General features: G+C 44.6%; 22 protein-coding genes. 4 read left to right on the top strand and 18 right to left on the bottom strand.

Annotated features, from left to right (window positions below; translation table 11 throughout):
• Positions 1-5: 5 nt before the first annotated feature.
• From BUC05_RS16760 to BUC05_RS16745, 4 genes are read right to left on the bottom strand one after another with little or no spacing between them, the layout of a single operon-like run.
• Positions 6-1,334, bottom strand: coding sequence for an ABC transporter substrate-binding protein (locus tag BUC05_RS16760; RefSeq protein ID WP_051881271.1), 1,329 nt, complete (start codon positions 1,332-1,334; stop codon positions 6-8).
• Positions 1,335-1,355: 21 nt separating this feature from the next.
• On the bottom strand, positions 1,356-2,174 hold the full coding sequence (locus BUC05_RS16755) for a carbohydrate ABC transporter permease (protein ID WP_011245215.1): 819 nt from the start codon (positions 2,172-2,174) through the stop codon (positions 1,356-1,358).
• Positions 2,171-3,100, bottom strand: coding sequence for a carbohydrate ABC transporter permease (locus BUC05_RS16750; protein ID WP_073305408.1), 930 nt, complete (start codon positions 3,098-3,100; stop codon positions 2,171-2,173). The genes BUC05_RS16755 and BUC05_RS16750 overlap by 4 nt, the downstream gene beginning before the upstream one ends.
• The gene (locus BUC05_RS16745; protein WP_011245213.1) at positions 3,097-4,209 is read right to left on the bottom strand and encodes an ABC transporter ATP-binding protein; all 1,113 of its coding nucleotides are present in this window, start codon (positions 4,207-4,209) and stop codon (positions 3,097-3,099) included. The genes BUC05_RS16750 and BUC05_RS16745 overlap by 4 nt, the downstream gene beginning before the upstream one ends.
• Before the next feature lie 458 nt (positions 4,210-4,667).
• Here BUC05_RS16745 and BUC05_RS16740 point away from each other — a divergent pair, with 458 nt between their 5' ends.
• A complete protein-coding gene (locus tag BUC05_RS16740; protein WP_073305405.1) occupies positions 4,668-8,378 on the top strand; it encodes a lamin tail domain-containing protein in 3,711 nt (1,236 codons plus the stop codon).
• 165 nt (positions 8,379-8,543) lie between these two features.
• On the opposite strand, the gene hmpA is transcribed toward BUC05_RS16740, so the two are convergent.
• On the bottom strand, positions 8,544-9,779 hold the full coding sequence (gene hmpA / locus BUC05_RS16735) for an NO-inducible flavohemoprotein (RefSeq protein WP_035205493.1): 1,236 nt from the start codon (positions 9,777-9,779) through the stop codon (positions 8,544-8,546).
• 190 nt (positions 9,780-9,969) lie between these two features.
• Here hmpA and nsrR point away from each other — a divergent pair, with 190 nt between their 5' ends.
• Positions 9,970-10,419 carry a nitric oxide-sensing transcriptional repressor NsrR gene (nsrR, locus tag BUC05_RS16730; RefSeq protein ID WP_035205494.1) on the top strand — a complete coding sequence of 150 codons (450 nt, stop codon included), beginning with the start codon at positions 9,970-9,972 and terminating at the stop codon, positions 10,417-10,419.
• Positions 10,420-10,892: 473 nt separating this feature from the next.
• Here the strand turns inward: nsrR and BUC05_RS16720 are convergent, their stop codons facing one another.
• A complete protein-coding gene (locus BUC05_RS16720) occupies positions 10,893-11,072 on the bottom strand; it encodes a helix-turn-helix domain-containing protein (protein ID WP_073305403.1) in 180 nt (59 codons plus the stop codon).
• 228 nt (positions 11,073-11,300) lie between these two features.
• On the opposite strand from BUC05_RS16720, the gene BUC05_RS16715 reads away from it, so the two are divergent.
• Together BUC05_RS16715 and BUC05_RS16710 are read left to right on the top strand one after the other, a co-directional pair.
• Positions 11,301-12,323 carry an AraC family transcriptional regulator gene (locus BUC05_RS16715; RefSeq protein WP_035205500.1) on the top strand — a complete coding sequence of 341 codons (1,023 nt, stop codon included), beginning with the start codon at positions 11,301-11,303 and terminating at the stop codon, positions 12,321-12,323.
• 148 nt (positions 12,324-12,471) lie between these two features.
• The gene (locus BUC05_RS16710) at positions 12,472-13,272 is read left to right on the top strand and encodes an SDR family NAD(P)-dependent oxidoreductase (protein WP_035205503.1); all 801 of its coding nucleotides are present in this window, start codon (positions 12,472-12,474) and stop codon (positions 13,270-13,272) included.
• Positions 13,273-13,672: 400 nt separating this feature from the next.
• On the opposite strand, the gene BUC05_RS16705 is transcribed toward BUC05_RS16710, so the two are convergent.
• From BUC05_RS16705 to BUC05_RS16650, 12 genes are all read right to left on the bottom strand, one after another.
• On the bottom strand, positions 13,673-14,140 hold the full coding sequence (locus BUC05_RS16705) for a hypothetical protein (protein WP_035205505.1): 468 nt from the start codon (positions 14,138-14,140) through the stop codon (positions 13,673-13,675).
• Positions 14,141-14,739: 599 nt separating this feature from the next.
• Complete coding sequence (locus BUC05_RS21650) at positions 14,740-14,904, bottom strand: hypothetical protein (RefSeq protein ID WP_179289661.1); 165 nt, start codon at positions 14,902-14,904, stop codon at positions 14,740-14,742.
• Between the two features lie 1,017 nt (positions 14,905-15,921).
• The gene (locus tag BUC05_RS16695; protein WP_035205510.1) at positions 15,922-16,326 is read right to left on the bottom strand and encodes a hypothetical protein; all 405 of its coding nucleotides are present in this window, start codon (positions 16,324-16,326) and stop codon (positions 15,922-15,924) included.
• A 3-nt stretch (positions 16,327-16,329) separates the two neighbouring features.
• Positions 16,330-18,081 (bottom strand): LXG domain-containing protein, encoded by a 1,752-nt coding sequence (locus BUC05_RS16690; RefSeq protein ID WP_073305399.1) that lies wholly within the window; start codon positions 18,079-18,081, stop codon positions 16,330-16,332.
• 19 nt (positions 18,082-18,100) lie between these two features.
• Positions 18,101-18,364, bottom strand: coding sequence for a YwqI/YxiC family protein (locus BUC05_RS16685; RefSeq protein ID WP_073305397.1), 264 nt, complete (start codon positions 18,362-18,364; stop codon positions 18,101-18,103).
• A 400-nt stretch (positions 18,365-18,764) separates the two neighbouring features.
• Positions 18,765-18,887 carry a hypothetical protein gene (locus BUC05_RS21950; protein ID WP_257006205.1) on the bottom strand — a complete coding sequence of 41 codons (123 nt, stop codon included), beginning with the start codon at positions 18,885-18,887 and terminating at the stop codon, positions 18,765-18,767.
• Positions 18,887-19,060, bottom strand: coding sequence for a hypothetical protein (locus BUC05_RS21570; RefSeq protein ID WP_156323113.1), 174 nt, complete (start codon positions 19,058-19,060; stop codon positions 18,887-18,889). Before BUC05_RS21570 ends, BUC05_RS21950 begins: the two co-directional genes overlap by 1 nt.
• 257 nt (positions 19,061-19,317) lie before the next feature.
• Complete coding sequence (locus BUC05_RS16675) at positions 19,318-19,818, bottom strand: hypothetical protein (RefSeq protein ID WP_035202317.1); 501 nt, start codon at positions 19,816-19,818, stop codon at positions 19,318-19,320.
• A gap of 63 nt (positions 19,819-19,881) precedes the next feature.
• Positions 19,882-21,018: a thiolase family protein gene (locus BUC05_RS16670; RefSeq protein WP_035202315.1), complete on the bottom strand. Its 1,137-nt coding sequence runs from the start codon at positions 21,016-21,018 to the stop codon at positions 19,882-19,884.
• Positions 21,011-22,420, bottom strand: a complete 1,410-nt coding sequence (locus tag BUC05_RS16665) for an AMP-binding protein (protein WP_035202313.1) — start codon at positions 22,418-22,420, stop codon at positions 21,011-21,013. Before BUC05_RS16665 ends, BUC05_RS16670 begins: the two co-directional genes overlap by 8 nt.
• Before the next feature lie 220 nt (positions 22,421-22,640).
• The gene (locus BUC05_RS16660; protein ID WP_073305395.1) at positions 22,641-24,251 is read right to left on the bottom strand and encodes a long-chain fatty acid--CoA ligase; all 1,611 of its coding nucleotides are present in this window, start codon (positions 24,249-24,251) and stop codon (positions 22,641-22,643) included.
• Between the two features lie 1,087 nt (positions 24,252-25,338).
• Positions 25,339-26,403, bottom strand: coding sequence for an ABC transporter ATP-binding protein (locus BUC05_RS16650; RefSeq protein ID WP_211182820.1), 1,065 nt, complete (start codon positions 26,401-26,403; stop codon positions 25,339-25,341).
• Between the last annotated feature and the right edge of the window lie 2 nt (positions 26,404-26,405).

Here is a 26,405-nt window from a genome sequence, read left to right as displayed (position 1 = left end):
TGATTTTATGAATCGCCGCGTGCTTTATTCGCTTGCTCAATCGCCGCATTCACTTGTTTGACCGCTTCATCAAACGCTGTTTGCGCGTCTGTGCCATTAAATACATTTTCAAGTGCCGTCTCTATGATTTTTCGTTCTTCTGGAATCATATCCATAAGCGCTCCTTGTGTGGCAACAGACTTTTTCGTCGATTGGAGTTGCTGCACGGCTGTTTGCAGCTGAGGCATGTCTTCATATGCCTCCTGTACCACTTGTTCGTTATAAGCGTCAGGATTGATGGCAAAATAACCAGTACCGACATGCCATTCAGCTTGCACTTCTGGCGTCGCCAAATATTTCATGAAGTCCCATGCTGCCTCTTGCTCGGCTTCCTCTTTGCCGCTTGCCATCCATAAGCTCGCTCCGCCAATGACTACACCTTCACGCTCTACTTCTTCAGCGTGGGGAATAAAGGCGACACCGACATCAAATGGAGCATTGTCAATGACATCTCTAGATGTGGCCGACGATTGCATAAACATGGCGACTTCGCCTGCCAAAAAGCCAGCAACCATGTTGTCTGAGTTGGTGCCGTAATTCATAAACGTGTCTTCTTCAATCATCCGCTCAACCCACTCAAAAATCGAGCGGCCTTTGTCATTGTCGAATGCCACTTCAGTGGCGACATCGTCACGTCCGTTTTCATTGTTTAACAAATGCCCGCCTTGGTTGGCCAACAACTCTTCGAATAGCCATCCATATGCTTGTAAAGCAAAACCTTTCATGCCTTCATTGGCCTCGACGATTTTTTTGCTTGCTTCTTCGATTCCTTCAAATGTTTCTGGCGGGCTTTCAGGGTCTAACCCAGCCGCTTCAAACGCATCTTTGTTGTAATACATAACAGGGGTTGAAGAATTAAATGGCATCGAATAAAATTGGCCATCAATATGATAGTAATTGATAATATTTTCTTCTAAACCGCTCATGTCATATCCTTCTTCATCAATGAACGGTTGAATCGGTACAATATGGCCGCTGTTAATCATCGACATTGTGCCGATCTCCTGCACTTGGATAATGGTGGGCGCTTCCTCCGTCCCACCAACGCTATGGAATTTTGGCAACGATTCCTCGTACGTGCCTTGGAACTCGGCATTTACGTAGACTTCATCCTGTGACTCGTTATAAGAAGAGACGATTTGATCAAGGGCAACCTGTGCCTGTCCTCCCATTGAGTGCCAAAAAGTGACAACGGTTTTGTCGCTATCTCCTCCGCTTGCTCCCCCTGAACTGCCACATGCGGCTAACATGACAAGCGCGGCGGCGCTGCTAAGTAGACCGATTCCCTTTTTCATAAAAAACACTCCTTTTTTCATTTATTTAAGCGCCCCTTCAGCTAGTCCTTGCTGCAATTTCTTCTGGCCGAGAAACAGCAAGATGAGCGTCGGGAGAATCACAATGACTGCCCCTGCCATGACAACGCCCCACTGGTTTAATGTTTCTTGCGATTGCAATTGCTTTAAACCGATTTGCACCGTTCGGACGGTGTCATTAGTGGTGGCTAGAAGTGGCCACAAATACATATTCCAAGAAGTTAGAAACCCATAAATGCCAAGTGTGACAAGGCTTGTACGCGCCATCGGCAAGACAACCGTTAAATAAAACTTAAAGTCGCCCATTCCTAAAATTTCACTCGCCTCTTTTAGCTCAACGGGGATTTGTTTAAACGTCTGCCGCAACAAAAATGTCCCAAATGCCATCGCAAAAAACGGCAATGTCAAACCAGGATACGTATTGACAAGCCCTAATTCACGGATCGTCTGGAAGTTCGGAATGATCGACGCTTCAAACGGAATCATCATTGTCGCCACAAATAAAAAGAACAGCGTATCCCGGCCTTTAAACGTTAAAAACACAAACGCATAAGCAGCTAAGCTTGATAAAATTAGTTGGCCGACCATAATTGCGAGCGAAACAAGCAAACTGTTAAACAAGTAATTCAACAGCGGAAACCGTTGAAACGCTTGAATATAATTGTCGAACGTCCACACAGATGGGATCACTTTTCCTGTCAGTGTGTCTGCGCTTGTCATAAAACTCATCAAAAATGCTAAAATCGCTGGTGCAAATAGCACAAACGCAGAAACGATAAGAAGCAAATAAAAGACAAGCTTTTTATGCCATGTCAACGTCATTGGTAATGCACCTTCTTTTCACCAAGCTTAAATTGCACAATCGTCATAAGCAAGATGATCGCAAACAGCACAACTGCTTGGGCACTTGCGCTTCCATATTGGTAATTGACAAAAGCTTCCCGATAAATGGAATAAACGATCAAGTTTGTTTCATTTTGCGGCCCACCCCTCGTGAGCATGTCAATTTGCCCAAATGTCTGAAACGCATTAATCATCGTGACAGTGACTACAAAAAATAGCGTTGGCGATAACATCGGAATGGTAATCCGCCTTAATTTGTAAAAATAGCTAGCGCCGTCAATCTCGGCACTTTCATACAAGTAACGGTCAATCGACTGCAAACCGCCGAGCAAAATGAGAAAGGTAAAGCCTATATTCATCCAAATCGTTGAGACAGAAACTGAAAATAACGCCCATTTCGGATCTGTTAGCCACCGGATTGAGCCGACGTTCAGCCAACTAAGCAGCTGATTCAAAAACCCGATGCTGGGATGGAACAAAAACAGCCAAAATACAGATGCTGCCGCTACTGATATGCCCATCGTCGAAGAAAACACCATCCGAAATAAACCGATTCCCCTTAGCCGCTCGTTGGCGATGATAGCCAAAAACAAACTGATCAGAATCGTTCCTGGCACCGTGTAAACCACAAATAAAAATGTCGATGTGAGTGATTTTAAAAAAAGATCCGATGTAAAAATACGCATAAAATTCTCTAAACCGACAAAGACTGTTGCCATTCCGCGGTTATCTGTCAGAAAAAAACTTAAATACAACGTCCGTATCATTGGGTAAAACAGAAACACAGTAAATAAAAATAATGAAGGAAATAAAAACAGCATGCCTTTAGTAAAATGCCTCGTACTGCGCTTTCCTCTTTTCGCTGTGCTCGTCTGTTCAGGTATATAGACATACGGTTCCGTCATAAAGCGACAACCTCTTGTTGGACATTGGTGGTTGCAGGCTTCAAAAGCTTGCCTGTTACTGAGTCAAAGAAACTGATATGGGCCAAATCAATCGCGACTGGTACGAGGTCGCCGGCTGTAATTGCCCATTGCCCACTCCACTTGGCTGTCCATAACTCCTTGCCGACTTCGAAAACAACAACAGTCTCATTCCCTAGCTGTTCCACACTAGCAACAAGCAATGTGACGGTCGGCTTTTCTTTCTCAAATCGGATGTGCTCAGAGCGAATGCCAATCGTCAATCGCGGTTCTACTAGATTGCTGTCTAATGGCTGTTTGATTGGCAAGGCAATTGTCTCTTCTATGAGCAGCTGCCCATTCTCCGATACGAAACGGGCTTTTCCTATGTTCATCTTTGGAGAACCAATAAACGTAGCAACAAATAAGTTCGCCGGTGTGTTATACAACTCAATTGGTTTGCCTACTTGCTGGATATGCCCTTCGTTTAGCACCATAATACGATCGCCCATTGTCATCGCTTCAATTTGGTCATGGGTCACATAGATCATCGTTAGCCCGAGCTTTCGCTGCAATCTCCGGATTTCAATGCGCATATGCGCCCTTAGTTTAGCGTCAAGATTTGAGAGCGGCTCATCCATCAAGCACAGTGGAGCTTCACTGACAACAGCGCGTGCTAGCGCTACCCGTTGCCGTTGACCGCCTGAAAGTTCCCTCGGCTTTCGCTTTAACAGCGTCGTAAGTCCCATCATCTCGGCCGCCTCTTGCAAACGCCGTTTGCCTTCCTCTTTGTTCACTTTTTTTGCATGTAAGCCAAATAGAATATTTTGTTCTACAGATAAGTGAGGGTATAACGCATAATTTTGGAAAACCATCGATAGGTTGCGGTCTTTCGGGGCAAGCCTATTTGCTTCCCTGCCGTTTATTTTTAAGATCCCCCCCGTCATTTCTTCTAGACCAGCTATCATTCTGAGCAATGTGCTCTTGCCACAGCCAGAGGGGCCAACTAGCACAAAAAATTCCCCTTGTTCAATTTCAAGGTCAATTTCATTTAGGACATTTGTCTCTTTGTCATATGACTTTGTTGCATTGATTAATTCCACTTGTTTCATGGAAGCACGTTTCCTCCTTAGCCGGAATGTACGTCCATTTAACCATAGCTTTTTTATTAAATACGGAAATTAACCGAAGACTTACATTTTTTTAAAGAAATATAAAGTTAATCTCGCTTTACAAACAACGACTGCCACCACTTTTTAGCTGTTTTCTCCCATTTCCTCTCTTAAAAATGTTTACACATCATTTACCTCGCCACTGGCGCCTCTTTCATCATCATTTAATGATTTCAATTATTTTTTGAAAACGCTTGTTTTTTCTCCGCTTGTCTCTTTTTTTATGGTAGATGCGCATCAACTCATTCATAAGGGAGGGAAGCTCGAAATCAAATTTTGATCCTGTTCAGGTTGGGGAAACGCCATTTTTGAGCACAAAACAGCAGAAAAAACTTACGAAATGGAGCTTGTATGAATATGTTGCAGAGTATTGCTAAATATGAAGGAGGATTCTTTCCATGCATGTCGATAAACCAACACCGGCTCTGCTAATTACTGAAATACACCCAGATAATTACGACAGAGACGACTATGAGTTTTTTGAAATATACAACAACTCTTCCATCAGCTTGTCTATTGGAAATCGGGATTCGTCCGCTGATTACCATTTGCTCTTCCGCTATCCTGAAGATAGCCGTGGTGATCGTCCTTTTGAACTTGAAACAATTACGATCCTGCCCAAACAAGCACATGTATTTTGGCTGAATACGAGCGGACAAACCCTTGAGGCATTTAACCGCAGGTACATGAGCCAATTAAGCTCAAGCCAAGTGAGTGAGGTGTCAGGAAATATCCCTGCTTTCTCCAACAGTGAAGCACGAGCTGTCGTCATTGTTGACAACTTGTCAGGGCAAGAGGTGGTTCAAGCAGGTTATCAAGCTACAGACATTTCCGCTGGTTTTGGAGTTCATTTCGCGCTGCCTCCTGCCGGGAGTACAGAACAAACGGTTTTCCTGCCAATGAGCCCAGCAACCCCTGGGTCAGTCTATGCGGAACAATCGCTGCAAACAGGGGCCTTAGACACGCCTATTCCTAGAGTCGTGATTTCCCAGTACATGTACGATGCCCCCGCTGCAGACGATGGCAAAGAATTTATCGCTATAAAAAACGTTGAGGACAAAACTGTTGATTTAAGTGGATTCAAAATAGGCGATGCCCTTTTTCTCGGGGAAGGAGAAGGAATGGCGCAATTTCCAGATGGCACTTTAATTCAACCTGGACAAGAGCTGTTTTTATCCCAGTCTAGTTTCATCTTTAAGGCCATTTATGGTGCGGTTCCAGACTTTGAATTCCCATGGTTCAGCACAAATCGCCTTTACGATGACCCTGATGTGCCGACAATGCTAGATGCGAACTGGTCCACAGGCGAAATACGCCTTGCCAATAACGGCGACAAACTATTGCTCATGGATCGACATGACCGTATCGTTGATTTTGTCCCTTACTTGCAAAATATTACCTACCGGGGAAAACAGTATCGTGGCGTAACAGCGCGTGCGGATGGCAATGGCCAATCGATTCACCGCATTTCCGAGTCTAGCGATTTGCGGACTGCTTTTCGCGCTGGGCCGATCCGCCGGCCGTCAAAACGGATTCCTGTCTCACCGAGCAAGTCGCTTTTAATTACGGAATTTATGTACACGCCCTATTTTGATGAAGGCACAAACGAATATGTCGAAATCGCCAATATAACTGGCGAAACGATTGATCTTAGCGGTTTTTATTTCGGTAATAAAGTGGAAGAAAACGGCGTTGCGAATAAAGCGATGTATAATTTCCCGGAAGGAGCGGTGCTTGCCCCTTATTCTGCTGCTTTAATTGCCCGCAATGCCCAAGCCGTTAAAAAATTATATGGCGTTACTGCTGATTTTGAAATGGAAGCTACCATTAGCGCTGTCCCTAAGCTTATTCCAAACTGCGATTGGGGCTGCGGAAACTTCCAAATGGCCAACGGCGGCGATGCTGTCGTATTGCTTAACCGGGATAAGGAGCTTGTCGATGCCGTTGTTTTCAAGAACGCCCTTTGTATGGGCCTCTCTTCTCATCCTGGCGTTTTTGCCAAAGGTCACTCCCTTGAACGGGTCAGCGCCATTGACACGAAAAACCCTGCAGTTGATTTTGTGGAACAGCCACATCCAACTCCAGGCAAACTGCTTTTCGGCCCTAATGGCGATCCGTCCCTTGTTCCGAGACCTTCTATTAAAGAAAAAGTGCTAGAAGTCAATGAGCCAAAAACGGCTCTTGTCGCAAGCCCTACAATCATCGATAGCGCGACCGGTATGCCTGACGCTCTGCCTCCCAATGTTCCTTCTATTCTGTTCAAAGCGGAATGGCGAAACGGCAATCTTGTCGCTAGCAATCGTGGCGTACTGCTTGAGGAGGCACTAGATACGGTTACACAAAAAATGCTGCCCATGATCGAGATCAATGAGCATTTCCTTGTTCCTTATGTCCATCAATTGCTTAAGACGAAAGGGATAGACGATGTCTTTATCCTTTCTCGCCAAGCATCCATTATTGAAGCAATGCGAACATGGAACAATGAATACCGTGGGGCCTTGCGTCTTTCTGGGTCGACGTTGCCTAAGAAAAAAAGAGACGATGCCATTCGTGCCATCCGCCAATGCCAATGTTTTACAATACTAGTACAAGCGGAAGCACTCTCTGCTGAAATCATTCATTACTTCCGCAGCCGGGCGATTACAATATGGGCATATGAGGCTAACAGTGAATTAGCGTTACACCGGTTAGCTGCCATTGGCGTCCAAGGCATCGAAACGCCATTACCTGAAAAAGCCGTTGCTACTTTACAAGCGTACCAGTTGGAAAATAGCACAAATCAACAGCCTTTGTTAATTGCCCACCGTGGCGTTTGTTCCTTAGCGCCTGAAAATACAATGCCCGCAATCGAACTGGCAGCCGAGTTGGGCATTGAAGCAGTGGAAATTGACATTATGATGTCTAAAGATGGCATTCCAGTCGTCATCCACGATTACACGGTAGACAGAACGACGGATGGAAGCGGTTATGTGAGGGATTTAACACTCTCACAGTTAAAGCAATTGACAGCGAACAGAACCGATAATTCCGACTGGGTGGAGCGTTACAAACTTTATCCAGACGCCAAAATCCCGACACTTGAAGAAGTGCTTGTTTATGCCAAAGAAAAAGAATTAATACTATCTATCGAAATCAAAACAGACGGTTTGGAAAAACAAGTAGCTGATTTAATCCGCCAGTATGAGATGGAACCCCATGTCTATTTAAGTGGTTTCAACCCTGTTGTCATGGCTGCGATCCAAGCGCATCACCCAGCCATTGGGGCCATGCATATTTTAGCCGGGCTTTCACCTCAGGGAATGACTGCGCTACAATTTGCTGAAAAAACGGCGCGCCACTTAACAAAATTAGGGATGTTTAGCATGCCAGGCGACGGCACGATGACTCAAGCTTTGCTCTCCTATGCAAAACACCGTGGCATCCCTCTTGTCGGCGGTACGAGCAACAGCAAAGCGAGCATTCAAGCAAAGAAAAAACGGGGCATTACGATGATCTACAGCGACTACCCGCAATGGTCCGAACAGATGCCTATTTGCGTCAATCCCATTCCGTTATACAAGGTCGTCAAAGAAGGAGACGTGCTGACTCTAGCTGAAATGGGCGCTACTGTCCATGAACGGTATGGCGTAGCAAGCACGCTGCGCGGGGGCATTCGCATAATTGGTGAAAACGAGGGTGTTGCCTATACAGATGGCAGTAGCTTAATGGCATTGAAAGCAGGGGAAACCCTTTTCCACCTTTACCATGAATATGAGCCATTTAACTACGAAACAGAAGGCGATCCTGCAAAGTTGCCAGACAAATGGCGCATGTATTCAAACCCTGTGCGGCTGATTGTCTTGAACAAAGCAGACCTATCAGCCAAACACTTAGTGGAAGTCGTACAACGCTATCGCCAAGAAATGACTGTGATCGCTTATGCTTCCCTACTGTCTTTATGTCAAGTGGCGTTCCTATTTGAAAAATGGCGAGCTAATCAGTTAGCAAAGCGCTCCATTGAAAAGATTGAAACCGCACTAATGAAGTATGTGGCAGCTGGCCACTTAACGGTTGAAGCATTTGATGCATTACAGGCCCATATCGCAATCCTTCAAGAGGAATGGAAGTAATGCAAACGTATGATACCTTTCTGCTAAGCTTTTCGTCGTGACAGACAGTTACTAAAACCGCTATTGCCCCTATAGTTGCCAGTTTTACTGGCGTAATAGACTAGAAAACGCACGAATGTCCCTTTGCAAACATTCGTGCGTTTTGTTTATGGGGCAATAATGCTTTTAAGAAGAAGCAAGCGTCCCCGCAGGACCGAAAAATTCATAATGGATTTGTTCTTCTGGAACGCCCCAGTTGTTCAAGATGTGGTAAACCGTCTTCATAAAAGGAATAGGCCCACAAAAATAAAAATCAGCGTGATGATCTTCAATCATGGAACGGAGGAATTGCTCATCAATATACCCTTCCTTCTTCATATAAGGATTCATCTGGTCTTCTGACGTAGGGCGTTCATAGCAGACAGCGTAGTGGACATTTTCTTTCTGACTCGCTGTCTGGGCTACATGGTCATGCATCGCATGGTAGGTTCCATCAATGGCAGCATGGATAAACGTCACCTTTTGTTTGGTTCCTTGCTGCATAAGGGTATTAAACATGCTCATAAGTGGCGTGATGCCAACGCCGCCGCTGATTAAAACGATCGGGCGTTCTTCTCCCTGTTTTAAAGTAAAATCACCAGCAGGAGCGGTCATTTCTAGTACGTCGCCTTCACGAATATGTTGATGTAAATAATTGGAGACGACACCTGGAGGGCACTCAGTGTTGCCCTCTTCCCGCTTTACGGAAATTCGATAATATCCTTTTCCCGGAGCGTCTGACAAGCTGTATTGGCGCATATGCGTATACGTATCACCAGGGATGTTCACTTTTACCGTCATGTATTGGCCTGGCTGGTAAGAAGCGATCTCATTTCCATCTTTCGGCTTTAAATAAAACGATGTAATCGCCTTGCTCTCCTGCTTTTTTTTCTCTACCACAAAAGAACGAAATCCACTCCACCCGCCAGGAGCTTTGCCGGCCTGATCGTACATTTGCTTTTCTACTTCAATAAACACACCGGCAATGATTTCATACGCCTCTCTCCACGCCTCAATTACATCATCGGAAGCTGCCTCTCCTAATACTTCTTTCATGGCGGCAAGGAGATTATCGCCAACAATCGGATATTGTTCCGGCTTAATATTTAAGCTGCGGTGCTTATGGGCAATCCGTTTTACAACTGGTAAAATCGCTTCTAAATTGTCGATATGCTGGGCGGCAGCATAGATCGAATTGGCCAGTGCCTGAGGTTGCCTGCCTATTTTTTGATTGGTTCGGTTAAATACGTTTAACAGTTCAGGATGATGGTGAAACATTCGCTTGTAAAAATGCTTTGTGATCGTTTCTCCGTGTGCGGCTAAAATAGGAACAGTTGCTTTCACCAATCGTTTCGATTCTTCTTTTAACATCACAGTACTCATGAGTGATCGCCTCACTTAAAATAAGTATTTTATATATATATTTAAAGTATGACATTCACCCTCTTAAATCAATATTTAAAATGCATATTATATGCATTGTTGGAAATTCGCCACAAACGGGCGCCCCTTTCCTCCTACATGGCAAAATTATGGTATGCTGTAGAAGAGATGACTTTCTGGAGTGAAAAATATGCAATTAACTTCTTATACGGATTACTCGCTTCGTCTCCTTTTGTATTTAGCTTTACAACCAAAGCATAAACTGTCCAGCGTCAAACAAGTAGCTGATATTTATCGAATTTCTTATAATCATCTAACAAAAGTCACCCACGAACTAGGAAAGCTTGGTCTGATTGAAACGATCAAAGGACGAAACGGTGGCATTCGCTTGGCAAAAAAGCCAGAGGAAATCAACATTGGCGAAGTCGTCAAACAGACAGAAGACAACCTTGAGCTCGTTGAATGCTTTAACCGCGAGACAAACACCTGTATATTAAATCCCGCTTGCCGATTAAAAGGCGTATTGCATGAAGCGCTCGCCGCCTATTTGCAGGTGCTTGAGCAATATACAGTCAAAGATTTGGTGCTAAACGAAGACGACTTACGGGCATTGTTACAATTTAAAACAACAGAGCAGTGAGATGTGAAAAAGATGGGTGTGCCTTTTCCATAATGACAAACAGCCTGCCGGTGCAGGCTGTTTGGGTGCAACAATGCTTGCGGCATTGCCTTTCTACTTATTTGATTTTCACTCGTCATATGCAAATCGAATATTACAGTGAGAATAGGCACAAGCAACATGCCCATTAACGATGGAAGGCTAGCCCAACAAGATTGGAGTTCACTCATTTATGATAGCTTTTTTGGAATCCTTGTCTGATTTAAGCCACTTGATCCTAATATTTTGTTCATTTGTTTTTTATAGAAAGCTCAAGAAAACTAAGCAGGAAAGAAAACGTACCCCTTTTGAAATTGTCCTTATGATTCTTATCTTATTTGGCATTTTTTCTTGGGCTGTATCCTTTGCTTTATTACAAACACAGTAGGGTGATTTTCACCCTACTTTTTATTCATGTGCAACAGTTCATGGGTAAATGCCTCGTGGGCAGTTCACTATTGTAAACATTTTCTTCTTTGGTTTCGATGTGCTTCTCCTGCCTGAGCCATCTCATGGGCTTTCTCCGATTGATAAGACGTCTTCCCGCTCGCATATCGTCGTTCCCGAGAAATCGTGGACGGACTTTGCCCAAGGTTCTTGGCGATCTGCCGAAGAGATAGACCAAGACGAGTCATCGCTTCAATACGTGCGCGATCAAATGTGGTAAGATGATGGTTAGCAGCTCATGGTGCCCTCCTTGATCGTTTGTGTGGTTACGAACATCTTACACGAGGGTTCCATGAGCTGTCTTTCTTAAGGTGTTGCACTTCATATTCCAATTCGTCTTTTAAATAAGATTACAGCCCTTTACAATTTTTAGTATATTTATTCTACTTGGACTGGCCAAAGGAGGACGTAGATTGATGAACCTGATACCGGCTGACCAAATTAAGATCCCGCAGGGTTTGTGGGAAGGACTTGGACGATTAGGGATAACGGCCGACGAAGTAGCCCGCCAAGCCCGATTGCCATTGACCATTATGTCTGAGCCTGCTGTAACGACAACTCAATACTTTGCAATTTGGCAGGCTTATTTTGACCTTGCGGGAGAAACTGCGGCAGCCATCATCGAGCTTGTGACCGCCTATGAGACTGCCCAATATCCACCGTCACTCTTGGCAACCTATCACGCTCGCAATTATCACGATGCCCTACATCGAATGACACAGTATAAACAGCTATGCCCTCCCGAAAACCTGCGCATCACCGAGGATGGCGAGCTGTGCGCCATCGAATTGGAGTGGCTTTATGGCGGACGCGAGTTGGCTGGTCCGCCTATGCTGATAGGCTTAACTTTGGCATGTCTTCTGGAGCTTGGACGACGAGGGACAGCAACAAACCTGTCTGCCTATCGCGTTGAATTCACCCAACCGATGGGTGATTCTCGGACACTCGAAGCTTACTTCGGCTGCCCGATCTGCACCAATGCCACAGGAAATCGGCTAATTCTCCACCGAAGCGATTTGGATCGACCGTTTGTCTCCTATAACGAAGAACTGCTGGAGATTTTGACGCCTGCCTTGGATCGCACAATTTATGAACACGACAACGTCCATTTCATTGCCGAGAAGGTGAAGTCGATCATTAAGCTTCGTCTCGCCGATGGATGTCCTGACATTGGGGGGACCGCGCACGAGCTCGGAATCAGTGACCGCACCTTGCAGCGCCGACTTGCGGAAGAACATACAAGCTTCAAGCAGTTATTAACGCAAGCTAGACATGAACTAGCTCTTGCTTACCTGGCAGACCCTTCGCTTGATATTAAACAAATTGCTTCCTTGATCGGATATGAAGACCAGAACTCCTTTTACCGCGCTTTTCGCATATGGGAAGGCGATACGCCGGCACATTGGCGGTTAATGCAGTTAGGAAAAACAGCGTATTAACAAGTTTTTGCCTAAGACTTGGTATTTTAGGCCCAACCATCTTGCCGTTTGGCGTATTCTGCAAGAATGTTGGCGGAGGCGGCTAGTTACTGGCTGATGAAGACAAGTTATGATAGTCTCTATCCGAAACAGAAGGAGCAATGACAAGATGGAAATGGCATTAACAAATAAAACGGCTTTAGTGACAGGATCGACGAGAGGCATCGGAAAAGCGATTGCCCTGGAGCTTGCTAAAGAAGGGGTTCACGTCCTCATTAACGGACGGAACCAGGAAGCGGTCCAACAAACGGTAGAGGAGATCAAAGCGAAATATCCATCCACCTCGCCTCAAAATGCAGCGGCTGATCTCACTAATAAAGAGCAAATGGAAACGCTATGTCAGCAGTTCCCGAGCATCGACATTCTCGTTAACAATATGGGCATTTATGAAATCAAGCAATATGAACATGTGGACGATGAAGGGTGGGAAACGTATTTCCGCACAAATGTGCTAGCAGCCAACGGGTTGGTTAGATGTTATTTGCCGACAATGCTGAGCCAAAACTTCGGCCGAATCCTTTTCATCGCAAGCGAAGAGGCCGTCATGCCTTCAGGTCTTATGCCTCATTATGCCGCGACTAAATCGATGCTGCTCTCATTGGCAAAGAGCCTGTCCAAATTAACAGCAGGCGCCGAAGTGACAGTCAATACTATCCTGCCAGGTCCTACGCTATCGCAAAATGTAGCTCATATCATTGAAGGCATGTTCATGGATGAGGAACCGTCGTTGTCCTTTTCCGAAAAAGAAAAAAAATTTATGGCCTCCAATGTGCCTCACTCCGAAATTCAGCGCTTCATCAGGCCAGAAGAGATCGGTAGACTCACTGCTTTTATGTGCAGCCCTCACGCCTCAGCCTTCAAAGGCTCCCCGATTCGGATGGATGGGGGAATCGTGCCGACGATTTTTTAATGCCGCAATTAACCATCCATGTCCTTTACGACATTGGTACAAGTTCTTGGCCTTAGATCAGGACCAGAACTTGTACCAATAAAACAAAAAAGCTGCTAAAACAGCGACTTTCATTTGGAGCATGTCACCCGATCTCGACCATGGAAGTAATATGTGTGGCTACCTAGCAATTACAGCGATTGTTGAATTAGCTGGTAACGCTTCATATTCTTCATGTGTTACCTGCTTATCACATCGTGGAAATACAACCAAACTTCATACAGCAGTCGATGGAATTAGTTATATCCCCTTACGAATGCTCCTTATACTACGTATCCCCCGGTTAGCCATTCTCTTTTAAGCAAGAAAAATCTTGAAGGCATGTGACCGATTAAGATTAATAACCCCTTTATTACCAGATTTAATTTTTCCTAAAATAATTTAATATTGTTTTTTTCACTTCAATATCATTACCATAAATCTCAAAAAATGAATAATCAAAAGCACGAATTTCTATTTTTGCTAATGGATGTTGTAACCCTTCACTTTCTTCAGTTTCAGGTAAATGGTCGAAATGCCAATTAATTTTTTTCCCTTTTTCAACAGCTATAAATACTCCTGACTCAAATTGTATTACCCTTTTTACTTTTTCTATCAATTCATCTGTTGAAAGTACAGTACAACCTTTCTGTAGGTTCTTAGGGAACACCTCGTGAAAAGAAGACTTATTAGTACCTAATACATCAAAAATGTACCAATCATAACTTTCTGTATAATCCTTAAGGGATAGTAAAATTTCAGCAAATTGACAACCTAAACAAGAAAGCTCTTCATTAAAATAATCACTACCACGTATCTTTAGTATAAAAGCTGGTTCCTTTAAGCCCATGATTTTTCTCCTCTAAGAATTATTCTTTAAAGCTCCATGATCCATCCTTAAAAATAGCTTGATGTGAATGTGGGTTTACATGATCCCCTCTACCATGGTCTGTCGAGTATTGTCCGTTGAATCAACTTCCCGTTTCTTCCCCACTCAAGTGTTTGAATATATTCTCCTCTGACCCTTTTTAATCCCAATTTGATTGTGTAGATTCATAGAATCCGGTTTGTGAGTAGTGCCGTTTACCAATTTCCCATCTATATTTTTTGGTAATCCTAATTTTTTGCCACTGCTATCCTTAGGCACGTAATTAGGTTTTACCGTACCCTTCCCCCCGGTCTTCACCTTCCTCGCTTTCGACAAGTCATATACTACTTCTCCCACTTTCGCTGGCTTCGCTAAAATAAACGTCGTTGCCAGGGCTTTCTCCCCGAACGAAGCTTCTGGGGCGGCGAGCGTGAGGAAGTCACTGAAGAAAAAGTCGGCTGCTGCAGCAATATTGGGACCGATGTCGTTTCTATACGCGATCCCGTCAGCGCCAACACGGGCATCCTTCGTTGGCCCTGGATAACGCCCGTCGTCGTTGTATACTTCCTCATCGACCTCGGCTATGAGGAAACCATCGCCCAGAGATTCGTTTCGAGGTACGCTTGGATGATTGCGACTTCTTCCTCTGTAAGATCATGCTCTCCTGTGGCGGCCACTTCCGAAATGGCCGTTTGAATCGCTTGGGTACGGAGCTGGGCTTGGTACCATTGGTATTGGATCGGCACCAGCTGTTTCCGTTACCGTGTCAGGATCGCCGGCGACACCGTCGCGTTAGCGGGCAGGTGCGATAGGCGCGCAAACAACGGGAAATACGCCGGGGTAACGGCATGGGTTTCTCCCATCGCTGGCGCTCGGCACGCTTGCAGCGCCTGTTCATTGCTTAGGGTGGTACTGGCAAGCAAATGGTTTAATTCTGACTTTTCTACTCAAGAAATGCAAAAATTGTTTACTCATTTTTACATTTATTGTTCTTATTGGTTGATTTGATTATAATGGGTTCGTTGTAAAAGAACACAAAAACCCAAGTAACGAACTTTTTAAAGTGTTCATTTTTCGGGAGCAGTTCATTGGGAGCAGTTCATTATAATTAAAACCACATTCCATGATGGTATAACCTTCATGAGTTATGAATCTCACATAATAGTTTTTCAATGTATACTTAAACATAAAACTTTTTCTTTTATTGATTCATTCATTTTCTTATATACAAGTTTGTTTCCTTATTTATCACAATGAGCTTTGTCATTCTCATGTGTAAATTTAAATCAAGTAGTAAGTGTAGTAGTTATATTTAAATGTCACTGCAGCTAATCTAGTATGTTTGCTAACCATCATGAGTTTTTGATTCAAAAGTCATCTTGCTTTTACGCATAAAGATCTTAAAGTAAAAAACCTTGAAAGGCATATAGCCAATCAAGGTGATTTTTAGAAAATATCCTAAAGGTATTAATCCATTCCATTTAGACATTGTTTATTCGAACCCCATATATCGGTATCAAAATCAATCATAACTAAACCATCTCTTCCAATTAAATCCTCAGCATTATAATCAATTGAAAAGTTATCGAATCAAGCTTTGTTCATAATACCATAGTGTTGTTTCTAAAATGAAGTAAGTAGTGACGATAGAATGTCTTTCCCCTACATCTACTAAAACTACTAAAATAGTCGAATTTGCTTGAATTCGTTGTTTCTCGCCCACTTAATGGACGTTGCTTGATGCTCGAGCTTAACATATAAGATTAATCATAAACTATATATACATTGCTTTCATTACTCTTGGCTTGTTCTAAAAAATGTGTAATCTCACGTGCAACTTCAGGAAGCGTGGGTACAATATTCGGAGAGGCATCAACGGCCTTTACATCCACGCTTTGTAAATTAAATGATTTAAACAACCGAATAGTAGCATCAAGATTTGTTAATTCCCAAGGACTTTCCTCGTACCAACCTTCATGAACGTAATATTCATGCAAAATACCCTCATTGTAAGATTCATACTGACATATTAAATCTAACATGGTTTCAAAGTAACCAGTCCACATTTTAAGAACTTGTCTTTCATTGGTCTTTTCATAGACAAAAGCAATTTCAGGCTCTCCTTCAAACCCTGTATAGTAGGAATCATTAACTATTTCCGTTTTCATACTTTACTCCTTCCAATGCCCTTGATCTAAAATTCTAACTTGTTCTGGAGTAGCAGTTCCCGCTTTTCTGGCGGCAATTGCATCATACCATTTATACCCCTCAACCCACTCATTTTCTCCAATCTTGAAGAAGGATTGTGGTTTATTCCCACCACTACCTGGAATTGTTCTTTGAATTACCCAAGTGTTTCCTTGATCAGCAGGAGCTCCAGAAGTTCTAGTGTGCCATCTTACTTCGTATTTGTATGTTCCGTCATTCCATTTGTAGGTTATTTGTTCATAACCACCAGCCATTGACTTAGCCTTCATGTTCGCGTTTTCTGGTACTTCGATTGGTGCTCTCCGTGAATACTGCTTTGCTATAGCTAATTGTTCATCAGCACTCATTTCAGAGAATTTTTTATTAGCATTAGGCGCACCCTTCCCCCCAGTCTTTACCTTCCTCGCCTTCGACAAGTCATATACTACTTCTCCCACTTTCGCTGGCTTCACTAAGATAAACGTCGTTGCCAAGGCTTTCTCCCCGAGCGAAGCTTCTGGGTCGGCGAGCGTGATGTAGTCACCAAATAAAAAGTCGACCACTCCAGCAACAATGGGATTTGTATTCAACCTCTCCTCGTTAGGAGGGTTGTTCTCAAGATACGTGTTGATAGCTGCGACTTCTTGATCCGTAAACATATATCCTGGTGTGGTGACTACTTGCGACGTATCCGTTTGAATCGCTTGGGTACGGAGCTGGGCTTGGTACCACTGGTATTGGATCGGAACCAGCTGTTTCAGTTGCCGTGTCAGGATTGCCGGCGAGACGGTCGCGTTTGCCGGCAAAGTCGATAGGCGCGCAAATAACGGGAAATACGCCGGGGTAACGGCATGGGTTGCTCCCATCGCTGGCGCTCGGCACGCTTGCAGCGCCTGTTCATTGCTTAGGATGGCACTGACAGGGAAATGGTTCAAGTAATACCAGTTAGCTGCTTTCAGGCTACCGTATAGAGGGGCGTAGGCGCCTGTATACAGAAATTCTAGCGGCAACACGTCTTGGTACAGATCCCCTTCGCGGCTTTCGATATGGCTTTGGTCTAGTGGGGCCATTTGGAGCGCTTGTGTCACGACATTTTGGTACAGCTCTTCCATATTGGCATTGATCTCCGCCTGCGTTTCTGGGGAGGGGATCACGCCGCCACTGGTCCAGTTGGCTACTTGGCTGACGACGGTCGTCAGTTCTTGCAAGGTGCTTTTTGCGCTTGCGAGCACCGTGTCGTTGGCTTCGTCCAAGTTGCCAAGCCTTTCCGCCGTTACACGGACATGGTCTTTGCCTTGTTGGGCGTAGCGAAGGACTGGTTCCATTGAGAACGGGGGCAGTGGCAATAGGTCGGCGATGGAAGCGCGAATCGACTCAATCGCTGTCGCGTCTTCAATCGCATAGCGCTCGACTCGATCCAGGCCGGTTTTGACATCAGCGAGAAATTCTTCTCGAATCAGAGCGGAGCGGCTTTCAAAGTTTAGCAGATTCGAGCGGATTTGCTTCAATTGTTCGATGTATTGGCCGATGAAAAGCTGGAACGCTGTCAATACAGGGAGATGGAGCGTCGCAAAATGGTCTTTGATTGCTTCGCCCCCTTCGCCTTGCAGGGAATCGAGGTGGATGATCTTCTGGATGCTGGCCTGCAAGCGTTCGAGCTGGGCTTGATCGTGAAGCTTTCGTTCCACGATTTCGTCAAGTGCATCGAGTACTTCTTGTACGTCAAGTGTGTTCATCCGTCTGTTCCTTTCTGTGTTATCGGCGGCTTGCCAGCATCTTGTCTACAACTCCGTATGTTTGAACGAGTTCTTTTGTTTCTGCTTGTACGTTTTTCACGACGTCCAAATAGCGATTGAATTGGTCGGCATACCCGCTTTCTACTTCCAGCAATGAATGGAGAAAGGCCATCGACGACGTATGGATCGCAGGCTCGTGATCCGACACGGAATAGCTGGCCTGTTCCTCCGTTTCGCTTAAAGCGCTGAGCACGGAGCCTTCGTCGATTTTGATTTCAGGCATCGGTTCTCTCCTCCTTTCCTATCTCGCCGCTTTTAACGCGATTGTTGTTTTGTTTTGCTTGTTTGGAAACAAGTACTTGCCTGGTCGCACACCCATTTCGCTTCTGTCTGGCTAAAAGGCTAAGTTATCCCCGAAATTTACGGAGTTCATCTTGTCACCTCTTTGGGACAGTATTAAGTTTTTCCGCAAACACTATTGTTCGCTATCTTCCATCATTCTCCATATAACTAACATAAAACAAGACGATAGGATTTTCAACTATCTGAAAACGAGAAAAAGACCTGCTACTAAGGCAGGGTTACGTTTTCATGCTTTTGGTTTAATTGAATTACACTTCCAGATTTGTTTGTCTTGTTAATAGCAAACCAGTTCAGTTATTCAATAAAACCGCTCGCTATATTTATCCGCCTATTTCTACTTTTTCTTTTGATTCAATTTCCACTGTTTCAGCTTGTGCATGACTTAAACTTACTGTAGCTACAAAAGCAAATGCCATCAAACTTGCAACCAATAGTTTCTTCATTATTGGCAAGCCCCCATATTTTGATTTAGTCGTGCAACGTAAGCTACTTTAAAAAACTTCAATGCAGACTCAAAATCTCCTCTTTTTTCTGCATAGTTACCTGCTTCTTCAGCAATATCGGATACCTCATAAAATAATCCTCTTAACTCTAGTTTTTCAATTGCTTGATCCACTAGAGCCATATTTTCATCGATATAAAGCCCTCTAGTCGAAGGCAACGAGCTTGATATTCGATGTTTTTATAGTAAGAGGCTCCCAAGACCTTCTTCTTTTTTTCCTTGTCTTAACAAAACATTACCTAAGTTATATTGGGATTTTGCTCCAACTTGATGGTTTGCATGCTCCTTAATTGATAAAGCTAATTGCAAACTGTCTTCTGCTTCGTAATAACGTTCATTTCTTATGTGATCAAGCGCAATTACCCTATAAATTAATCCCCTACAACAGGATACTTATCTGACTCACTTAATGCTTCTTTCAGTCTTACTTGAGCCTTTTGTGAATGACCCAATTCTGAATCAATGCCTGCTAAAACGATTTGTCCATTCAAATAAGATTCTTCGTAGTTTAGTCTTTTGAAAATCCGATAAGCTTCTTCCATGTAGGATGCTGCCACAGGATACTGATTTAAACGATAAAAAAGCACCCCTGCATACATGGAGAATTCAGCTTCCTCGGCATCGTCATGCAAACAAGCTAAAAATTCTTCAGCTTTTCGCAATAGCTTAATCGCTGAGCGGTAGCGCTCGTGGACATATTCCTTTTGGGCGCTTACGAAATAATAAAAATAGTTCAGTGTACGATCAAGTGACGATTCCGCCAACTCTCCGATTTCTGCTAGTTTAGCCGAATGCTCTTCTACTTTTTTAAACTGGGTGGCAAGGATGTCATGGCGAAAACTAACTAGTGAGTAGTGGAAAATAATAGACAAATCCGATATTTCCCAAGTAGGAAAACATGTTGGGAAAATGCTGAGCAGCCCCTCTACAAATGCTTATTCAACAACATTCGCAAACAACGCCGCTATTCCTAACCCTCCTGCTGCACCAATGGCGCTCAAGCCAAACTTGGCATCACGGCGTTTCATTTCGGATGCTAGACGGCAAACGTTTATCGCCCCAGATGCCCCGTACGGGTGCCCTATGGCTAAAGCGCCGCCGCTGACATTTAGTTTTTCTTTGTCTAGGCCAAGCTCTTGTTGGAGCGCTACCATCTGAACCGCGTACGCCTCGTTCAACTCAATCAAATCAATGTCTGATAGATTCCGTTTTTGTTTTGCCAACAGTTTGCGGATCGCAGGCACTGGGCTCATACTTGCAAAGTGGGGATCGTAGCCTGCTCTTGCAGCATCGACAAATGCAAGCATTGGTTTCATACGGTAACGCACGCACGCTTGCTTTGACATGAGCAATACGAGAGCCGCTCCATCCGATTTTGCGCATGAGTTGGCTGCTGTTACGGTCCCTCCGTTGTAAAGCGGCGGCACTCGTTTTAAAAGCCGATCGGGCATTTGCCGAATGCCTTCATCAGCAAGATCACGGTGTGCTGCAATTTTTTCGTCACGAAAAAGGCCCTGTTGTTCTGCTGCCCATGCGCGCCTGTAACTCTCAGCGGTGTACTCGTCCTGTGCATCCCGGCCAATTTTCCTTTGTTCAGCCACATTCTCTGCCGCTTCAGCCATATCGGGGTCCCCTAGCGATTCCGGCGAGAAGCGGGCACGTTCGATTGTCTCGTGCCACTCTCGTCTATTTCCGTTCATGTTAACGGCAATCCGTTTCGGCTCAAGACTTGTGCTTTCTACGCCGCCGGCCAAATAGACATCGCCATCTCCTGCTTGTATATGCCTTGCCGCAACGATGATCGCTTCTAATCCAGAACCACATTGGACATCGACCGTTACCCCTGGCACGTCAACAGGCAGACCGCTTTCTAACAACGAGAGGCGTGCTATATTTCCCCCTTCGCCAACAGCGTTGCCAAGCACCACTCCATCAATCTCAGGAAAAGGAAGGCCAGCAACGATTTCTTTTATGACAGAGGCGGCTAACACTTCTGGACGCTGCGTGGCTAGAATGCCGCCAATTTTGCCAACAGCTGTCCGTTTTGCCCTTACGATGAACACATCACTCATAACGGCCACTCCTTAATGCTTGGCGGTCCACTTTTCCGCTCGGCAAAAGTGGAAACGCCTCTACAAGGTGGAGACGCCGTGGACGTTTAATCGGAGGCAGCACCTCTTTTAGGCGTGTACGAATCTGCTTTTTGTCTTCTTGCGACAAATACCGGCCTTTTATGTAAAGTTCCATTTGGCTGCCCCAATAGGGATGGGCCTTGCCGATCGCAATCGCTTCTTCAACGCCTTCGATCTCTTTTGCCAACTGTTCCACTTCCTCAGGGTAGACATTGATGCCGCCAATGATGAGCATATTGCCTTTTCGCCCTTTTACGTGAACAACCCCTGTTTTGTCAATAAAGCCAATGTCGCCAACCGTTTCCCACTCTTTTACAGGCGCCCCTCCTTTGTAGCCAGCAAACAAATAAGGGCTCTTTATATGCAACATCCCTTCATCGTCCGCTTGGATCGTCACCCCTGGAAATGGCCGCCCTACTGCCGTCGGAGGAAGAGTGCTTTGGCTACGGTGGTGCAAACTAGAAATAAAACTTAGCTCAGAAGCACCATAAAATTCATACAGCTTTGCGTTTGGAAACTGTGTTTGCGCCCGGCCAACCTGGATTTTCGACCATTTTGCCCCTGACACAATGATGGTATCGACTTGCTCAAGAGTCTCGTTGCTGCTTGCCTTCACAAATGCTTCAATCATTGTGGGTACACCATAAATCACATCGACTTGCTCACCCTTTATCGTTTCTAAAACGTCAAACGGCGAAAACGTCGGTTCCAAATAAAGAGTCGCCCCCATATGGAGCGTATGGACAGCGGCAAACAAAAACAGTGAGTGGAACAGTGAACCAGGCACACTCACTCGGTTTGTGCTTTGCAGCTGAAACGTTTCTGCCGCTGGTTGGAAACTTGTTGTCCATGAGTGATGCGTACGGACATACGCTTTTGGCGCTCCTGTGCTGCCAGAGGTAAACCCTAGGTAAAAGAGATCGTTCCCTTGGGCGAATCGATCTGCCTCTATTTCAGTCGTTTCATTGACCTGTCTGCTGTCCCACACTGCACATTCGGCTTCGGAAATGGGCCTATCCGTAAAGAGCACATCTGCTTCAGCACGCGCTAATGCCTGCAAACGTTCATTGTTTGTCCATTTTCTGTTTAACGGAATGCCTGTCCACCCTAAGCTTGCTGCTGCCAAAAACACAAGCAATAGCTCATCTTGGTTTTCAATGTCAATGGCAAAAGCAAGCGGGCGAACGAACCCACATTCCTTTGCTTTAGCCGACAAGGCGTTTCGATAGCTGTGCAAGTCTGTCTCCACGTCACGATACGTACGTGTCCGGTCTTTATAGACCAATGCGGTTTTATGAGGCAGCATGCCTCCATTTTTCAAAATCTGATCGGCGATATGCACGTACGTTCCACCTCTTTGTCCATTGAATGGTGCCATCGTAGGCGATCGTGACAAAATTGTCAACCGATAGATCATTGACGTTTACATAAATAAAAGGAAAAGCAAAATTTCCCTTGTTTATCATCAAGGGTAGAGACAGTACTCTATTAATGTACAATAAAAAGACGGTACACCGCTGTACCGTCATCAAATCAAGCTTATCAACTTTACCGTCTTCCTCCTATAAAAAACGGCTTTGATTGAACAGTTCCTTCCGCAAAGCACGTTTTAGAAATTTGCCGACTGATGTTTTCGGCAATGCCTCCATGAAGACGACGTCGTCAGGCAGCCACCATTTGGCAAACTGTGGTTTCAAATAGTCGACAATTTCTTCTTTTGTCGCCTGTTTGTCATTTTTTAATACAACGCAAGCGACTGGGCGTTCTTGCCACTTATCATGGGGCACAGCGACCACTGCTGCTTCGAGTACAGCTTCGTGAGACATAATCGCATTTTCCAAATCAACGGAAGAAATCCATTCCCCGCCACTTTTGATTAAATCCTTCGTGCGATCAACGATCTTAATGGCTCCCTCCTCGTCAATCGTGACTACATCTCCAGTATGGAACCAACCGTCTTTGAATGCTTCTGTACTCCGTTCATCGTGAAAATAACGGTTGGCAACCCAAGGGCCTCGGATGAGCAACTCGCCCATTTCTTCTCCATTCCAAGGGATCTCCCCATTGGCGTTCACGCCTTTGATGTCGATTAACGGAACGGCCATTCCTTGTTTTGCCTTCGCTTGATATTGCTCGCCTTTGCCCCACTTTTTCTGGTGGCTTTTTAAACGGGAAAACGATACGAGCGGGGCCGTTTCCGTTAAGCCATAGGCATGGTAAAACGGGACGTTCAACTTACGTTCAAATCGCTCGATCATGCTTTGCGGTGCCGCAGAACCACCACAAATGACAGCACGCAAGCTGCTTAAATCATAATGATGATGTTCAAGTACTTGCAAGAGGCCGAGCCAGACAGTCGGCACGCCGCCGGTAAAGGTAACCCGTTCTTTTTCGATCAACTCAGCAAGGAGCTGAGGGGTAAATGCTGGACCTGGCAACACTTGTGTCGCTCCATAGAACGTAGCACTAAACGGCAAGCCCCAAGCATTTACATGAAACATTGGCACTACGGGCATGCACACGTCGTTTTCGCTAATTGCCGTCGTGTCTACATGCCCCTGCACTAAACTATGAAGAACAATGCCACGATGGGAATACTCGACCCCTTTAGGCATCCCCGTTGTTGCCGATGTGTAACACATCGCTGCCTGTTCATTTTCATCAATGTCATCGCAAAACGCAAAACAGTCATCCCCCTCTGCAAGCAACGCTTCATAAGAATAGAGCGGTTCCAGTGTGGACGAAGGCAACTGATCTTTGTCAGTCATCACTACAAACGCATGCACCGTCTCCAGTTGAGGCCTAATCGCTTCTACGAGCGGCAGCACATCTTCATCAATCAGCAAAATCCGGTCGCTTGCATGGTTAATCACAAAGGCGAGATGATCAGGCGGCAAACGCATATTAATCATGTGGAGGACGCTCCCTATACCAGGTGCAGCAAAATATGCTTCCAAATGGCGATGGTGGTTCCAAGCGATCGTCCCCACCCGTTCCCCCCGTTTTAACCCTAGTTTCGTCAGTGCGCTCGCAAGTGCTCTTGTGCGTTTGCCGATTTCTGCATACGTATACCGGTAGATGTTGTCATGCGTTCGTGATACCACTGTTTTGTTTGGAAAATAGCGCTCTGCCCGTTCCAACATCGACGAAATCGTTAAAGGCGTGTTCATCATCGGCAATTCCTCCTAAATGATTATAAGATGAGGACAAGTCTTGATTCTAAAGCGCTTACATTTAATATGACCATACTTGATTTTTTTGTCAAAAGCAATCTGTTCGATGTATAGATTCATGTCGTTTTTTACGATATGAACTAAAAATTATGAGACATGTAATTTTTGAACACCTGCTAATTTATAAAAAGGGATTTACGTACGGTGGTAATGAGGTGATTTTCGATAGTCTACTAATACTTTTATTGGGTTGGTTCGCCCTTTGTTTAAATGGCGAAGCATTGGTAAATGTAAATTAGAAACTTCTAGGGAAGACTGTTTAATAGTCAATTAGCAAAGTTGGCTCCGAAATACACAAAGAAAGCAATTATAGCAATTCCTGCAAAGGCTATGAACGAAGCTATGATTGGTATTACCTTGTTCTCTGTCTTTGAACAAAAACAAATTACTGCTAAGACAAATATAGCAAATATACTTAAGGGTATGAAAGAACCATATAGTTTTAACGTGAATTGATTAACATATTGCGAAATAAAGTCCAACAACAGAATACTTAGGACAAGGAGTACACTAATAATAAGAATACTATAAGACCGCCAAGTAATTCTTTTCATTTTTTCCTTCCTCTTAAAATCCCTTATTGTCAAAACTTCTATAGTAAAAAGTTAATCATTCGTTCATTTATAGGGGTTTAAATGCCAAAAACTTGCTACCCCCATCGTTATAGATTAAAAGTGAGGTTACCACGCGCACAAACTTGTACCCTCAATTATGTACTAAGATCAGATGATCCGTACCCTGCAAACTCTTCTCATCGGTAAAAACATGTTTGAGAAGCTAATCGCACATCCGGCCATAATTTTTGAAAAAAATAGAATTACCTTCCCTTTCATACCCACTTTCAGAAGAAATAAACCTGTTTTTGCAAAAAATTTTTCGTTTTCTACTTCCACTATGTATATGACAAATTAAAAAAGACAATAGAAGCTTTGTTCCATTGTCCTTATGACGCTTCCCTAGGCCTATTCCTTACCAAGTTTACTTTAAATCTCTATCTCTGTAGTTTGTGAGTGGCAGCGTTTTTTAGTTAGGCATGAACGGCCAATCGTTCATGCCGTTCATTAGCGCTTACTTCAATCCGATTGCCGGCTTCATCAAAAAAGTGAAGATGCTCTGGCGGAATCGAGAGATCGACTTTTTGCCCAGTTGTATAAGATTCTGTCCCTGCCACGACTTGGATAGTGACGCCATTGATGGTGAGGTAATGGACATAGCGTGAACCAATGTATTCCTTGCGAACATATTCCCCGTGAAGGACACACGCTTCTGGGAGCTTCTTAAACATAATGTGCTCGGGCCTTACACCTATTTCTGTAACTCCGGGAATCATCGCCCTGTCGGCAAATGCATCAGCTGGCAGCATATTCATTGGCGGCGTGCCGATAAAAGTGGCGACAAATCGTGTTTTGGGCTTTTCGTAAATGTCTTCAGGCGTCCCAATTTGTTCGATAACACCGCCATTCATCACGGCGATCCGCTGTCCAATTGTCATTGCCTCTAATTGGTCGTGCGTGACATAGACCATCGTTTGTTTCAAGCGGTTATGAAGTTCAATTAAGTCATTGCGTGCGGACACACGCAAAAGCGCATCAAGATTGGACAATGGTTCATCCAACAGGAAAAACGGCGCTTGTTTAACGACCGCTCGGGCAAGGGCGACCCGTTGACGTTGGCCGCCGGAAAGTTCGGCAGGTTTGCGCCCTAAATACGGCTTTAATTCGACCAGTCCGGCGGCATATTCAACTGCTTCGCGTATGTCTTGCTTTTTCTTTTTGCGAATCGTGAGCGAAAAAGCGATGTTATCAAACACGGTCATATGGGGATAAAGGGCATAGTTTTGGAAAACCATTGCCACATTGCGATCGGCAACGTCAACCCCTGCCATTGCTTGCCCGCCCATTAAAATCGTGCCTGACGTAGGCTGTTCCAGACCCGCGATCAGTCGCAACAATGTCGACTTGCCGCATCCAGAAGGCCCAAGAAGCACAAGGCGTTCGCCGCTGTTAATCATTAAATCCATTGGCGGAATGACATTTGTCTGCCCAAAGTTTTTCTCTACTTGTGTAAACACAATGCTTTTATCTTCTGTCATCG

Source organism: Shouchella rhizosphaerae, assembly GCF_900142675.1.
GTDB classification, from domain to species: domain Bacteria; phylum Bacillota; class Bacilli; order Bacillales; family Bacillaceae_D; genus Shouchella; species Shouchella rhizosphaerae.
Note: the sequence above shows the minus strand (reverse complement) of the source record. Positions and strands in the feature narration are given on the sequence as shown.